The organism is Nocardia arizonensis, assembly GCF_001310275.1.
In the GTDB taxonomy this organism is placed as follows: domain Bacteria; phylum Actinomycetota; class Actinomycetes; order Mycobacteriales; family Mycobacteriaceae; genus Nocardia; species Nocardia arizonensis.
The window spans coordinates 1-12,393 of sequence record NZ_LGYZ01000124.1 but is presented as its reverse complement, the minus strand read 5'-3'; the positions used below and the strand labels follow the sequence as shown (position 1 = coordinate 12,393).

Here is a 12,393-nt window from a genome sequence, read left to right as displayed (position 1 = left end):
AGGACATGATGGCTCTCGTCTCGACCGCATCGGGTGCGATCATCGCCCGACCGGACCCGGCCACCGCCCCCGACCCCACCGATACCGGCAGACGCCTGATCCCCGCCGGCCCGCTCGGCCATGCGGTGCTGCTCGTGCTCGCGGTGGCGGCGATCTTCCCGATCTACTGGATGTTCGTGACGGCGTTCCGGGCGCCGGCCGACGCGCTGTCGCAATCGCCGATACCGTGGCCGGTCAGTCTGGAGAACTTCCGCTATGTGTGGCAGACGATCCCCATCGGATCGATGCTGGTCAACACCTTCGCCATGGCGTTCGTACTGACCGTCTCGCAGCTGTTTCTCGCGGTACTGGCGGCCTACGGATTCGCCATGTGGGACTTCCCCGGCAAACGGGTGCTGTTCATGATGTTCATCGGTTCGTGGCTGATCCCGTTCCAGGTCACCATGATTCCCAACTATCTGCTTGTCTCGCAGTTGGGACTGCTCAACACCATCGCCGGTGTGGTGGTGCCGAATCTTTGCTCCGCGTTCGCCGTCCTGCTCCTGCGTCAGCACCTGCAGGCATTCCCCCGCGATCTGGTCGACGCCGCCCGGATCGACGGGCGCAACAGCTGGCTGATCCTGTGGCGGGTGGTGCTGCCGAACCTGCGGCCCGCCATCGCGGCACTCGCGATCATGCTCTTCATCACCGCATGGAACGAATATCTCTGGCCCTCATTGGTTTTGCGGAAGTCCACGGCACTGCTCCAGGTGGGTGTGCGCAGCTTCCTCGGCGCCGAAGGCGACAACTGGGGTGCGGTGATGGCGGCGTCGGGCCTGGCGTGCCTGCCGATCTTCCTGATCTATCTCTTCCTGCAACGCTACGTCGTCGACGCGTTCGTCCGCTCCGGCCTGAAATAGGCTGGGGCGCGCGAGGGATTCCTGGACTGGGCGCCCATTCGTCTGCGATCGGCGCCGGGAAACCCTCGGCGCCCCGCACGAGCCCCACCGTGAGACCGACACAGGCTTTCGCCACGGGTCGAAAGACTACGAGGGTCGTGGTGTCCACAGTGCATCGAGTGGGACGACGAACGCGCCTTCCTCATGTCGGAACATATGAGGGCCGGTGTAGAAGATGATCGCGGCGTCGAGCCGATCACCGAGGCGGTCGCGCAGAATGCGAATACCCCGCAGGTCTTCGCCATGCACCCGACTTCCCGCCTTGAACTCGAAGGCGATCACTCGCCCGTCATCGCTCTCGACGACCAGGTCGACTTCGTCGCCGGATCCGGTGCGGAAGTGTCCGACTGTAACCGGACCATCCCACCAGCTGATCTGCTTGAGAATCTCTCCTACGGCGAAGGTTTCAATTAGATGGCCGTATTCCGACAGCGCGGCGGGGTCATTGCCGGCTATCTTCTCCGGGGTCGATCCCATGAGCCAGGCGGCGACGCCGGAGTCGACGAAGTGGAGTTTGGGTTGGCGGGTGATGCGTGAGCCGAGGGTGGTTCCCCACGCAGGTAGCCGGTAGACGAGAAAAACAGCCTCCAGCAACCGGAGATAATTCTCCGCGGTCGACTTCTCCAATCCGATGGCTTGGGCAGCGGCGGCAATGTTGAGAACTTGTCCGGTGCGTGCGGCCATCTGATCGAGTAAGCGCGGCAACATTTCCCGCTGCCGGATCCGGCTGATCTCGAGGACATCTCGTTCGAGGACCAGTTGGAGATAGTTGGCGTACCACCGCGACCGTGACCTTCCGGCCGGCCGACGTAGCGCGACCGGCATTCCACCCGCTGTGACGCGGTGCGCGTAGTCGTCTCGCGACGTGTCAGAAGCAGGTGCGCTGTCCGGTAGCGCGACGCCGCCGAGGAGATTGTGCACGAACTCTTCACTCGTCCCGGCGATTTCGCCCTGCGACAGGGGTAGCACGTCAACGATATCCACTCGTCCGGTCAATGCTTGTCCGGCTTGCGGCAGAGTCGAATAGCGGGTGGATCCGGCGAGGACGTATCGGCCCGGACTCAGGTCTCGGTTCAGCTCGGCTTTGATGGCGTCGAGCAACTCCGGCACATGCTGATACTCATCTATCAGGATCGGGCCGTTGCCGCTCACGAACCTGCCGGGGTCGTTACGTACGGCCGCGCGGGTCGCCGGGTCATCGCAATCGATCACGGTTCGATTGGCCGATTCCGCGATTTGCGCGAGTAGCGTGCTCTTGCCGACGGTGCGTGGCCCGTTGAGGACCACCACCGGCTCCTCGGTCATCCGCGTTTGAACGACCGCGGTCAGCCGTCGTTGAGCGATCCCGGTGAGTGTCCCGTCCATACAGCTAGTATGGCGTTTTCTTCCGCATTTACAGAACTTATTTTCCGCGTTTGCGCAGGATATTCTTCCGCATTTGCATGTAGATGTGTTCCCGAACTCCTGCTGTCGCGACCCCTGCCCCGAGATGACCGGGCGCGCCGATGTGGTGCGCGAGTTCGCGCAGCTGAGGACCGAACGCCGTGGCACCGACATCGACGCCTGGATCAAGCGTCCGTGAAGCCGGGCTCGTCGAACTCGAACCTTCCTGACCGGCCTCGATCACATACGGACAATTCCCGGCAGTGTCTCCCGATAGGTTTCGCGGTCCTCGCCGGGCCGATCGACTTACCGGATCGTCTCGTCGGCGAGGCGTTGCAGGTAGCAGGCGAATTGGTGGCGGTCGTGTTCGTTCCAGGTCGCGGTGAGCTGGTCGAAGCAGCGACGTTGCCAGTCGTGGGATGCGGTCAGCAATTCGTTTCCGCTGCCGGTGAGTCTGGCGACGACCCGGCGGCGGTCGTGAGCGGAGTCGCCGCGGGTAAGGTATCCGGCCGCGACGGCTTCGCCCACCATGCGGCTGGCACCGGAGTGATCGAGACCGAGCTGCTCGGCGACATCGGTGACTGTCGCTTCCGCGCCCGCCCGTAGCGCGGCGGCGACGGCTTCGACAACCTGAATGTGCTGCACGCGCCGCAGCTCTGCGTCTGGTTCCCGTGCGGCTCGGGTGAGTGCCTGGTTACTCCAGCGGCGCGACCAGAAGCGGACCAGCCGAAACAGTGCCGGGCCACCGTCGACCGCTGAATCGGTCATGGCCGGGGCGTTTCGAACCTCACGTGTGCCCACCCTCGACATTGTATGCGATACACACCTATATTTGTATGCGTATCGCATGCAACTGGCCTTTCGGGGCCGGCGGAGCAGGAGGCGGCGATGTCCATCGTTCTCAACCACACGATCGTCCCGGCGTCCGACAAGCATTCTGCGGCAACGTTTTTCGCCGAGCTGCTGGGGCTGGCGGTGTCAGCTCCAACCGGGCCGTTCGTGCCCGTGCGCGTCAACGACGATCTGACGTTCGACTTCGATGATCGTGGGCGGGTCGAGCCCGGTCATTACGCCTTTCTCGTGGATGACGACACCTTCGATGCCGTGCTGGGGCGGCTGGAGAAGTGGCCTGCTGTGCAGTACGGCTCCGGCCCGGAACATGGGTGGGACCGGCAGATCAACCATCTGGCCGGTGGACGCGGCGTCTACGTCCGCGACCCCGACGGCCACAGCTACGAGTTGTTCACCGCCGTTCCCTGAACCGCACAACCGCAGGCGGATTCAGCACGTGGGGCCCGCTGCGGTTCTAGCGGATAGGGGAGCCGAAGTCGGCGCTGTGCAGGCGGCAACCGGTCGAACCGGTGGTAAGCAGTGCCCATCGCCCGTCTGCAGGTCGAAGACCATCTTTCCGTTGACGGCGTATCGGCCGTTCGTGGACAGCCCGGCCACCCCTTGCTCAGAGTGTTACGACGTGGACGGATGGATAGCGAGTCGCGAGCCTTCGATCGAAAGTGGCCAGTGCGGCACGACTGGTTTGTGCGAATGCGGCCAAGTAGTCGTCGGTCCACAGCTTGTGGCTCTTGTCGTCCTTGGCCGAGAAGGCGCGGAAAACAGCCCCGAGCTCGGCGGGCTCGTCTGACCAGAGCACGCGTTCGTCCTCGCTGAGCTGATCGATGATGCGCCACGCCGCGGCGCGGGTCAGGACATCGGTACCCATTACCGCGGGATTGGAGAGCAGTCGGAGCAGACCCGTTTGGGCGACTCGGCACAGCAGCAGGTTGTCGCTTTGCCTGTCCAGCCACTCGGCCGCGATCTTGTGATGTACGTGCCTGCCCCATATCGCCGCAAGCCAGACACCGACGTCGATCAGGGTCATTGCGCGTACTTCTCGATGTCGTCGGCCTCGAAGGCAGCCGCTATGTCGGCATTGGTGACATCAACTTTCGGCTCCATGTCCGGTCCGCCGACCAGTGGAAAGCCGATACGCCCGCGCTTGCGACCCTGAACTCCGGCACCGATCTCGTGAGCAAGTGCCTTGGTGAAAAGGTCCTTCAGGCTCATCCCGCGCTCGACGGCGGCCATCTTGGCGGCCTGCATCAGTTCCGGCGGTAGATCGATCGTGGTGCGCATAAAAGCATATTAGCACCAAAAGTACGGGCTATGGCGCTCCGGTGTGACGGCCGTCAAGCGAAAAGCCGACACCACGGGTGGGGTTCTGGGCCGGCTTGCATCGGCATCCGCAGGTCGAACGAATGATCCGGGTAACGGTGCTACCGGCTTTCGGCCTTCAGTCCCGAGCGGTCCGTCGAGTGCGCGTCCGATCCGGATTCGGTCGGCTCGTAGCGCGCATGCGGGTCTTCCGCTCCGTGACGACGGCCCGCGCCTGGGCCGGCGGTTCGTGCAAATTCGGCAGGCAACCGTCGAGCCGCACAACCGCAGGCAGATTCAGCACGTGAGGCCCGCTGCGGTTCTATCGGACAGGGGAGCCGAAGTCGGCGCTGTGCAGGCGGCAACCGGTCGAACCGGTGATGACTGTCGCGCGCTTGCTTGCGACTTTGATGATCGCACCGTCCGCACTGGTGAACCACACATCGTGCGCGGCGGGGCGATCGCCGTCGGCGGGCGCGTTCGCCATCACTTGGACGTCGGTGGCGCCGATGGTCGCCGCTATGGCGCCGGCACGTTCGAGGAAATCGTTCCACGACGCCTCCGGTATCGGGCCATCCGCGTATAGATCTCGCAGAATATGATTCTGACGCTTTGGAGATCGTGCGACTGCACGCGGAGGCCGTCGAGGCGTCCCGTGCGGCGGTATCCGCCGCCGTCGCCGCCATCGAAAACGATCCTCGCCTGCGCACCATCACCGAACTCCGCACCGACACCCTGAACGGCAGATATCCCGGCCCGGCCGATTCCGCGGGCCTCTTCTCCGCCGGGTCGACGGAACCGGAAACGGCGTTGAGCGGGTGCGCGCGCGGAACACTCTCGACCACCTCTCATGAGCCGGACTCACGCCGCCGCGAGCCGTCGCCGGACGCGGCCCCGCCTGCTCGTTCAACCGACAGTGGTGTCGGCTTTTCGCTGTTTCCGCAGGTTTTCGGCGACTTCCGCTTCCCAGGCTTCATTGGCTTTGCTGGTGTCGACCTCGAATGCGAAGCGCCGCGACATCTTCGGGTCGATGTCGGCGACATCGACATAGAACTGCTCGTACCAGCGGCGCAGCTGGTAGACCGGCCCGTCCTCGTCGCACAGTAGCGGGTTGTCGATCATGGACTTGTGCTTCCAGATCTCCACGTCCTGCAGGAAGCCGACGGTGATGCCCTCGGTCATCTTCTCGGCCAACCGTTGGGCGTGCTCGTCCGTAATGCCTTTGGGCCTCTCCAGGGTGATTCCGTACTGCAGCACGAATGAGTTCTGCGTGACCGGATAGTGGCAGTTGATCAGGACACTGTCGACCTCGAATCCGCCGTAGACGTTTCGCAGCTGGTTGATCATGTACGAGGGTCCGAAGTACGACGCTTCCGATTCGAGCAGTGTGTCGCCGGCGTATTTCACGGCCATGCCGATGTCCGGGCGGCCCTTGGTCTTCAGGTACTGGGTGGCGACGTGGCCTTCGAAGACGTTCTTGAAGTAGGTCGGGAACGCGTAGTGGATGTAGAAGAAGTGGGCCATGTCCACGATGTTGTCGACAATCTCACGGCAGTTGGAGCCCTCGATGAGGATCGAGTTCCATGTCCACGGCGTCCAGTCGCCGTTGAGTGTCTCGGTGAAGTTACCGTCTCCGTCGGAGTACGGTCCAGGGATGTAGGGGATGGCCACCTCGGGTGCGGGTGGATTGCCCTCGTGGTCGTGCCAGACGAATAGTTGCTCGTTGCGCTCCAGGGTGATCCAAGACCGTGTGCGCGCCAGTGGGGGCACACGCCTGGCGTACGGGATGTTCTTGCAGTTGCCTGCCCCGTCCCAGCTCCAATCATGGAAAGGACACGCGACGTTGTCCCCTTTGACCTTGCCCATGGACAGGTCGCCGCCGAGGTGACGGCAGTAGGCGTCGAGGACCTTCAGTTCGCCCTTGCGGTCGGCCCAGACCACCAGCTTGGTACCGAACGCCTGCACCGAGTGTGGTCTTCCGTCGCGGAAGGTGGCGGTGCGGCCCAGGCAGTGCCAGCCCCGGGCGTAGCGGGTCGGCATGGAGCCCACGTCGATCTCGCGGATCTTCCCACGGGACCCTCGAGGTGTCGCCACTGCGGTCCTCCTTAGTAGAACAAGTTATACTTTGTGGACATTCTCATGTCCGTCGCGAAAGCAGTAAGGGTCTAAAGTCCCTTATAGATTGCGAATTCAGCCCTAGGGTCAGCCGATACGGGTTCGGCTATCACAGATAGAACATGTTGCAATTCAGGTAGTCTGGTTCGTCCTCTCGATGGGCAAGGGGGAGTATTGGTCGAGATGACGCATGCGTGCAGGACGAGGTTTGGGGTGCGGACGCCGCGCGGGTGCCGGCGATGGATCGGTCATGCCTTCCTCACCTTGCGGCGACGGTTCGGATTCTCGAGCCCACCTTGGTGATCTTGCAGAGCAAGGCTTTGCGGGCGTTGATCGCCCCGCACCTCGAGCACAGCGTCAGGATAGATCCCGCGAACGAGCACCTCGAATACGCCGAGTTCGCAGGCGTTGCCACTGTAATCGCCAATTTCAGTCACCCTGCCGCGCACGCCCCATACAACTGGGGAAGCTCGCATCGGAACGGATACGCGGTGGAAGTTGTCGAGCCGACGTTGGCGCGCGCCCGAAGTTTCCTACTCCAGTAACGACGCGCAAGCGGAGGGGCTACCGCTGATCGCCCCGCCTACGTCCCGCGATTTCGCCCCGGCCGCAGCAGGCCCGCGGCTGGGTGACCGGTGCCTTCTGCGCCGTGGTCGATGAACGCCGGCAGCGGGTAGAAGCCAAGCCATTCTCGAATGTGAGTGCCGCGCTTTTCTTTTCGCTGTGTGAGTCGACCAGGGTCGCGTCCAGGTCGATCAGCGGATGCTCGGCATCGATCCCATGACCGGGAGCCCGGGTAAACCAACGCCGGACAATTGACAAACCGCGCCACTGAGCCCTCCTGCGGCTGGCACACGGATCTACTGATCGGATCTGGCTCCGGCACCGTGCCTGACGACCCTGAGCCGGTTGCGATCTCCCCCGGATCCGCGTTCAAGCCTTGATAACCCTGTTAACAGTTTTCAGATGCGAGGATGACGGGTGTGACCGACTTCAAGGGCCATGAGCGAGCAGGTAGATGCAGAAACGAGGACCCTCCGCACCCTCCGAAGGAGATCGCTGACGTACTCCTCAGCAGGGTGCGCATGGCAATGCGCACATCGCTTCGAAGCTCTGTAGGCATAACGTGTTGCCAGTGCAGCGAGGCAACTACTCGCCCAGGTGGTCGATACGGAGGAGTTCGATGTCCCAGTCCGTCCGAGTTCTGCTGATGCTGATTGCCGCCCTGTTCGGAGTGATCGTCGGCATCATTGCTGGAATCCTCACTGTTGTCGATGGTGGCTCACTGTCGTCCGCGGTCGTTCATGGGGGGACTGGGTGCGCCGGCGCGAGCGTCTTCGCCCTGACGGTCATCGCCTTCTTGTTCGGATTCCGTCAGTGAGCGGGACCGAGAACCGCTTGGTGACGCGGCAAGAGATCGCCGACCTGGCAGGCATCAACAGACGACTCCTATCAGTATGGAAGGGTCGGTACCCCAGCTTCCCTTGCCCGCGATCATCGAGAGAGGGCGACTTCTTCGTCCTTGCCGAAATGATCGAGTGGCTGAAGACTCGCAAGATCCCCAAAGGCCAACTCTTGCAGACCGAGAGGGAGGGCTGCACCTATGCCGACCGGGTAATCCGGAAGTCACGCCAGCGGGGGATTGACCGATCGGGCCCATCAGCAGTGCGCAACGGCGCCGGACGGAAGAGGTCCGACCGTGCTGATGCTGCCCTCGCCGAGCTGTATGGGCCGCTGGCCCAGAGGGTGTGCGGTAGTGGACCGCAGATGGACTACCTGCAACTACTACTTTGTTCGGTGTTCGTACGCGTCCGTGCTCGCGACCGATGGGCGCGAATCTTCGATATGGCGGCCAAAGCTGTTGCAGATCAGAGTGATCCAGCCAACCTGCTCGACTCGCTCGGGGCAATCGTCGACGCTGTACTGCGTGAGCATGGTGTACTGCCAGGTGTGCGGCCGGTCTTCTCGCGACTCCAGCCCGAAGCAGCCGAGGACGTGGCCCAGGTCCTCCGGACGTGTCATGGTCTGGACCACGACGCGTTTACGGCGATACTTGATCGTTTCGCTGAGTGGTGCCAGCGAGATAGCAGCGAATTCTTTACGCCACCTAGCATTGTGCGGCTGGCGACAGAGATCATGCTCCACGAGGTCGCGAGTCCTGTACGGTGCCACGATCCGTTCCTGCGTTTCGGAGAATTCCTCTCAGGGGCGGTGTCTGCTGTTATGAATGCTGAGGCCACGGGGTACGGGGGCCACCCGGAGCAGCTTCGTCTAGCAGCGATGAACATCGCCGTACGTGGGGCAGATGTCGTCGACCTGTTGCCTGGCGATGTCTTGTCTCAGAGGGACCTTTCGGAGCGGCTGGTGGGGGCTGACTTCATCATGACCAACCCGCCGTTCAACCAGAAGACCTCCGGCGAATGGCCCTCGCCATACGGAGGCTGGCCATTCCAGGCCCCGCCGAAGAAGAACGGCAACTTTGCCTGGCTACAGCACATCTTTGCTTCGCTACGCGATGGCGGTCGGGCGGCGGTCGTCATGCCGAATCAGGCGGGCGTGACCGAAGACAAGGACGAGCTCGCTATACGTGCGGCAATGGTCGAGCAAGGTGTTGTGGAAGGTGTCATCGCGCTTCCCCCCGGACTGTTCGCCGCCACACCTGTACCGGTGAGCATTTGGCTCCTTTCCCGGCAGGAGAAGATCAGAGATTCTGTCCTCCTTATCGACGTCAGGGCAGCGGGCGAAAAGAAGGCCGGCAAGCGCTGGTTGCGCGAGCGGGACATACAAGCCATAGCTGAATGCTATCGAGAGTGGAGGTCTGCAGCCGAAGAATTCCGTACGAAAGAACTGGACCAAGGAGGCGTCGCAGTTGATGTCAGCTTCGCTGACATCAAAGGTCTAGCATACTCCCTCAATCCCGCTGACTATCGCCCGATTCCTGGCGAGTTCGCAGGCGAGAATACCGTGCCCCTACATATCCTGTGTGAAATCCAAACAGGCCCCTCTAATTCGATAGTAAAGCAACTTGACTTCGTAGACGACGGAATCCCTATCGTTGTGCCTAAGCAATTGCAGCATCGCTGCATTATCGAGGAACATACGAGGCGGGTGCCTCCGGGGGACGCTGCCAAACTTGAAAAGTTCCATCTCAAGGATAGGGACATCCTGTGTGTCAGGACGGGTACCCTGGGCCCATGCGCCATTGCCAATAACAGCAACGATGGAATGCTATTCGGCACGGCGCTAATCAGGCTACGCGTACGTGACCCAAGCGTAGTGGACGCGCAGTATCTCATCGCATTCCTCTCGCTCCCCTCGGTCAAAACTTGGATCGAGAACAAAGCAGCTGGCACCACCATCCCGTCCATTAGTTCGGCAAGCCTCGGTAAACTGCTTGTCCCCTTGCCCTCTCTGGATAGGCAGAGACGAATCGGCGCCGAGGTGGCCGCCGCAGATGCGGGTATCGCTGGCCTGCGCAAGCAAATCCAGATCGCGGAAGAGGAACGAGCGAAAACTGCAACTGCCCTCTTCTTGGGGAACCTGTCCTCGCCTGTGGACGCCCGCCGAGCAGGCATAGGATCGGGGACGCTGGCGTAGCTCCGTATCCACAACCGTCGGCGGTCTACTTGTACGAGTGCGTTGTTATGACCCACGGGGGCGGCTGGACTGTCCGGCTGAATGGGAAGCGGACAGGGGATCTCAGCGCCTGCGATGGCGGCACCATGGTGATGGTGACGTTCGATGACTGATGACCGTTACCTTCCGACGTGGAGCGCTGCTGTGCGGGGGATTGCACGGTTGCTGGTGTGGGTGTGTGCTGTGGACTATGCGTCGATGGGATCCGCTCAGCGTGCGAATGTTGGATGTGCTGCGGGTGATTGCTGCTGGCGGTTGTGAAGATGATGCCGGGTCTGCGATGAAGGTTGAGGTTCCCCCGGGGGAACCTCAGGTGTCAGCGCGAGCGCTGGAGGCGCGGGGGCTGGTAACCGTCACGAGGCGGGGTGGGTGGTCTGCGGAAGTTACGGACGCGGGCCGTTTCTATCTCGAGCATGGGCATCACCCTGATCGCCCGGCCGACAATGGTCGGTCCGGTGCTGAGGCCGCGAGAGTGCTTGTGCGAAATTCCAAGCAAGTGCTGCCCGAACAGAGACGGCGGTCGGCACCGGCGGCTACGGCTCGCGTTGCCGAGGACCGGCGGGCCGCCGCAGCTAAACTAGTTGCGGATTTGGTGGGTGGCAGCCGGTTTGTGGTCGAGCGGCCGAGTGATGAGTCGGTTGCCGAGTGGCGCAAGGTCGTCGATTTCGCCAAGCGTCACGATCTGGTGCTGGCGGCCATACGTTGGTGAGGCGCCGGACATATCTCGGTGCCCTGGAGATAGTGCTGGTGGCTAGTACTCCAGCTGCACTTCGTGATGTAATCGGTGTCGCCGCTGGTAGTGTGCCTTTCTCGCTCTGTATTGGTGGCGTCGGCGCCAGTTCGACCATCGCCGGATGGCCGCGGGGGCGGGGGTATGGGTGATCACGTGTGCCAGTAGACGGCGGATTTCGCCGAGGGTGAGCGGGATGAGGCCGCTGCCAATGCTTTTGGGGCGATGGCGGCGGTGACTGCGAGGTAGGTGTGAGCGAGCATTGCCAGGGTGATGTGGCGATACCAGGCGTCGTAGTGGCGGACCTGGTACTGGTCGAGCCCGACCTCTGTTTTGGCGGTCTGGAAGCAGTCCTCGACTGCCCACCGGGAACCAGCGACGCGGATCAGTTCCTCGTCGGCGGTGCCCGTGGGTGCGCAACACAGGTAGTAGGCGATCTCCAACTCGCCCTTGGTATTCGGGGTCAGCGCTCGCCGCGCCAGCAGCCAGCGACTCCAGCCCGCGGCGGTGGTCCACTCATAGACCGGCAGCGAGGCCACCGCCCAGTCGAACATCCGTGGCCCTTTCGCACCGGCACCGCAACTACGGCGTTTCCACGCTTGCGAAGGTGCTTGCGAGACAAGGTGATCCGCACGGGTACTGCCCGCGGTGACCGGGATGGTCTGACTGCGCGGCACCGCCACCACATACCCGATCCGGCGATCATCGAGCCAGGCCCGGAACCTGCCGTCACCACCGTATGCCTCATCAGCGGTCACCCACCGCGCCGGTACTCCCGCGTCGAGGGCTCTGGCCAGCATGTTCTTCGCCAGCGTCGCCTTGGTCGCGAACCCGACGTCCTCGGGCACGCTCGCCTCACGACATCGCTGCCGATCCTCGGTCCACGACTTGGGCAGATACAACTCCCGATCGATGAGCGTGCGCCCCCTGCTACCGGTATAGGCGCAGAACACACCCAGCTGGCAATTCTCGATCCGCCCGGCTGTCCCTGAGTACTGTCGTTGCACCCCAGCCGATTTCACACCTTTCTTCAGGAAACCGGTCTCGTCCACCACCAGCACCCCGTCCGGATCACCGAGATGCTCGACCGCATAGGCGCGCACATCATCACGCACCCCATCCGCATCCCACGCCGCCGCATGCAACAACCGCTGCATCCCGTCCGGCGTGCGCTCACCGGCCGCTTCCGCCAACGTCCACCCGTTCTTCCCCGCCAGCGGCGCAAGCAACCCCCGTACATACCCCCGCGCCCGCAACCGCGGCTCCGCCCGCGTAAACCGGCCCGCCACCCGCCCGAACAACTCATCCAACCCAGCCACCCACGCAGCCAGATCATCATCCATCGACACGACCGAAAGGCTACCCGATTACATCACGAAGTGCAGCTGGAGTACTAGTACTCCAGCCGTAGTTCGTGATGCCGCCGCTTTGCGGCGGCATCAC

Annotated in this window: 12 protein-coding genes and 1 pseudogene; 5 read left to right on the top strand and 8 right to left on the bottom strand. The window is 62.8% G+C overall.

The window, feature by feature from the left end:
• Nucleotides 1–5: 5 nt before the first annotated feature.
• On the top strand, nucleotides 6–899 hold the full coding sequence (locus APZ21_RS28705; protein WP_239476874.1) for a carbohydrate ABC transporter permease: 894 nt from the start codon (nucleotides 6–8) through the stop codon (nucleotides 897–899).
• Between the two features lie 126 nt (nucleotides 900–1,025).
• Here the strand turns inward: APZ21_RS28705 and APZ21_RS28700 are convergent, their stop codons facing one another.
• Complete coding sequence (locus tag APZ21_RS28700) at nucleotides 1,026–2,243, bottom strand: ATP-binding protein (RefSeq protein WP_204249169.1); 1,218 nt, start codon at nucleotides 2,241–2,243, stop codon at nucleotides 1,026–1,028.
• Nucleotides 2,244–2,376: 133 nt separating this feature from the next.
• Between APZ21_RS28700 and APZ21_RS34895 the strand changes: the two genes are divergently transcribed.
• Nucleotides 2,377–2,520 (top strand): hypothetical protein, encoded by a 144-nt coding sequence (locus tag APZ21_RS34895; RefSeq protein WP_162240392.1) that lies wholly within the window; start codon nucleotides 2,377–2,379, stop codon nucleotides 2,518–2,520.
• A 107-nt stretch (nucleotides 2,521–2,627) separates the two neighbouring features.
• Here the strand turns inward: APZ21_RS34895 and APZ21_RS28695 are convergent, their stop codons facing one another.
• Nucleotides 2,628–3,089, bottom strand: a complete 462-nt coding sequence (locus APZ21_RS28695; protein WP_054816411.1) for a MarR family winged helix-turn-helix transcriptional regulator — start codon at nucleotides 3,087–3,089, stop codon at nucleotides 2,628–2,630.
• A gap of 120 nt (nucleotides 3,090–3,209) precedes the next feature.
• On the opposite strand from APZ21_RS28695, the gene APZ21_RS28690 reads away from it, so the two are divergent.
• The gene (locus tag APZ21_RS28690; RefSeq protein WP_054816410.1) at nucleotides 3,210–3,581 is read left to right on the top strand and encodes a VOC family protein; all 372 of its coding nucleotides are present in this window, start codon (nucleotides 3,210–3,212) and stop codon (nucleotides 3,579–3,581) included.
• A 196-nt stretch (nucleotides 3,582–3,777) separates the two neighbouring features.
• On the opposite strand, the gene APZ21_RS28685 is transcribed toward APZ21_RS28690, so the two are convergent.
• The 5 genes and pseudogenes from APZ21_RS28685 to APZ21_RS35845 form a co-directional block, all read right to left on the bottom strand.
• Entirely contained in the window at nucleotides 3,778–4,197 is a 420-nt protein-coding gene (locus APZ21_RS28685; RefSeq protein ID WP_054816409.1) for a TA system VapC family ribonuclease toxin, read from the bottom strand.
• Nucleotides 4,194–4,451, bottom strand: coding sequence for a hypothetical protein (locus tag APZ21_RS28680; protein WP_054816408.1), 258 nt, complete (start codon nucleotides 4,449–4,451; stop codon nucleotides 4,194–4,196). The genes APZ21_RS28685 and APZ21_RS28680 overlap by 4 nt, the downstream gene beginning before the upstream one ends.
• Nucleotides 4,452–4,791: 340 nt before the next feature.
• Nucleotides 4,792–5,064 carry an LppA family lipoprotein gene (locus APZ21_RS36510; RefSeq protein WP_371852396.1) on the bottom strand — a complete coding sequence of 91 codons (273 nt, stop codon included), beginning with the start codon at nucleotides 5,062–5,064 and terminating at the stop codon, nucleotides 4,792–4,794.
• A gap of 311 nt (nucleotides 5,065–5,375) precedes the next feature.
• Complete coding sequence (locus APZ21_RS28675) at nucleotides 5,376–6,509, bottom strand: 3-ketosteroid-9-alpha-monooxygenase, oxygenase component (protein WP_054816434.1); 1,134 nt, start codon at nucleotides 6,507–6,509, stop codon at nucleotides 5,376–5,378.
• A 676-nt stretch (nucleotides 6,510–7,185) separates the two neighbouring features.
• A pseudogene (locus APZ21_RS35845) lies at nucleotides 7,186–7,376 on the bottom strand (IS1380 family transposase); the annotation flags it as partial.
• Nucleotides 7,377–7,767: 391 nt separating this feature from the next.
• On the opposite strand from APZ21_RS35845, the gene APZ21_RS28665 reads away from it, so the two are divergent.
• Both APZ21_RS28665 and APZ21_RS28655 read left to right on the top strand, forming a co-directional pair.
• Nucleotides 7,768–7,965, top strand: a complete 198-nt coding sequence (locus tag APZ21_RS28665) for a hypothetical protein (protein WP_054816406.1) — start codon at nucleotides 7,768–7,770, stop codon at nucleotides 7,963–7,965.
• A gap of 149 nt (nucleotides 7,966–8,114) precedes the next feature.
• The gene (locus tag APZ21_RS28655) at nucleotides 8,115–10,181 is read left to right on the top strand and encodes an N-6 DNA methylase (RefSeq protein ID WP_082393534.1); all 2,067 of its coding nucleotides are present in this window, start codon (nucleotides 8,115–8,117) and stop codon (nucleotides 10,179–10,181) included.
• 921 nt (nucleotides 10,182–11,102) lie between these two features.
• Here APZ21_RS28655 and APZ21_RS28650 read toward each other — a convergent pair.
• Nucleotides 11,103–12,293, bottom strand: coding sequence for an IS701 family transposase (locus tag APZ21_RS28650; RefSeq protein WP_054816433.1), 1,191 nt, complete (start codon nucleotides 12,291–12,293; stop codon nucleotides 11,103–11,105).
• Nucleotides 12,294–12,393: the final 100 nt, after the last annotated feature.

What these genes read in the sequence shown, in the direction of transcription:
- APZ21_RS28705 (WP_239476874.1), top strand. Translation starts at nt 6, where the DNA reads ATGATGGCTCTCGTCTCGACCGCATCGGGTGCGATCATCGCCCGACCG.
- APZ21_RS28700 (WP_204249169.1), bottom strand. Translation starts at nt 2,243, where the DNA reads ATGACCGAGGAGCCGGTGGTGGTCCTCAACGGGCCACGCACCGTCGGC.
- APZ21_RS28695 (WP_054816411.1), bottom strand. Translation starts at nt 3,089, where the DNA reads ATGACCGATTCAGCGGTCGACGGTGGCCCGGCACTGTTTCGGCTGGTC.
- APZ21_RS28690 (WP_054816410.1), top strand. Translation starts at nt 3,210, where the DNA reads ATGTCCATCGTTCTCAACCACACGATCGTCCCGGCGTCCGACAAGCAT.
- APZ21_RS28685 (WP_054816409.1), bottom strand. Translation starts at nt 4,197, where the DNA reads ATGACCCTGATCGACGTCGGTGTCTGGCTTGCGGCGATATGGGGCAGG.
- APZ21_RS28680 (WP_054816408.1), bottom strand. Translation starts at nt 4,451, where the DNA reads ATGCGCACCACGATCGATCTACCGCCGGAACTGATGCAGGCCGCCAAG.
- APZ21_RS28675 (WP_054816434.1), bottom strand. Translation starts at nt 6,509, where the DNA reads ATGCCGACCCGCTACGCCCGGGGCTGGCACTGCCTGGGCCGCACCGCC.
- APZ21_RS28665 (WP_054816406.1), top strand. Translation starts at nt 7,768, where the DNA reads ATGTCCCAGTCCGTCCGAGTTCTGCTGATGCTGATTGCCGCCCTGTTC.
- APZ21_RS28655 (WP_082393534.1), top strand. Translation starts at nt 8,115, where the DNA reads ATGATCGAGTGGCTGAAGACTCGCAAGATCCCCAAAGGCCAACTCTTG.
- APZ21_RS28650 (WP_054816433.1), bottom strand. Translation starts at nt 12,293, where the DNA reads ATGGATGATGATCTGGCTGCGTGGGTGGCTGGGTTGGATGAGTTGTTC.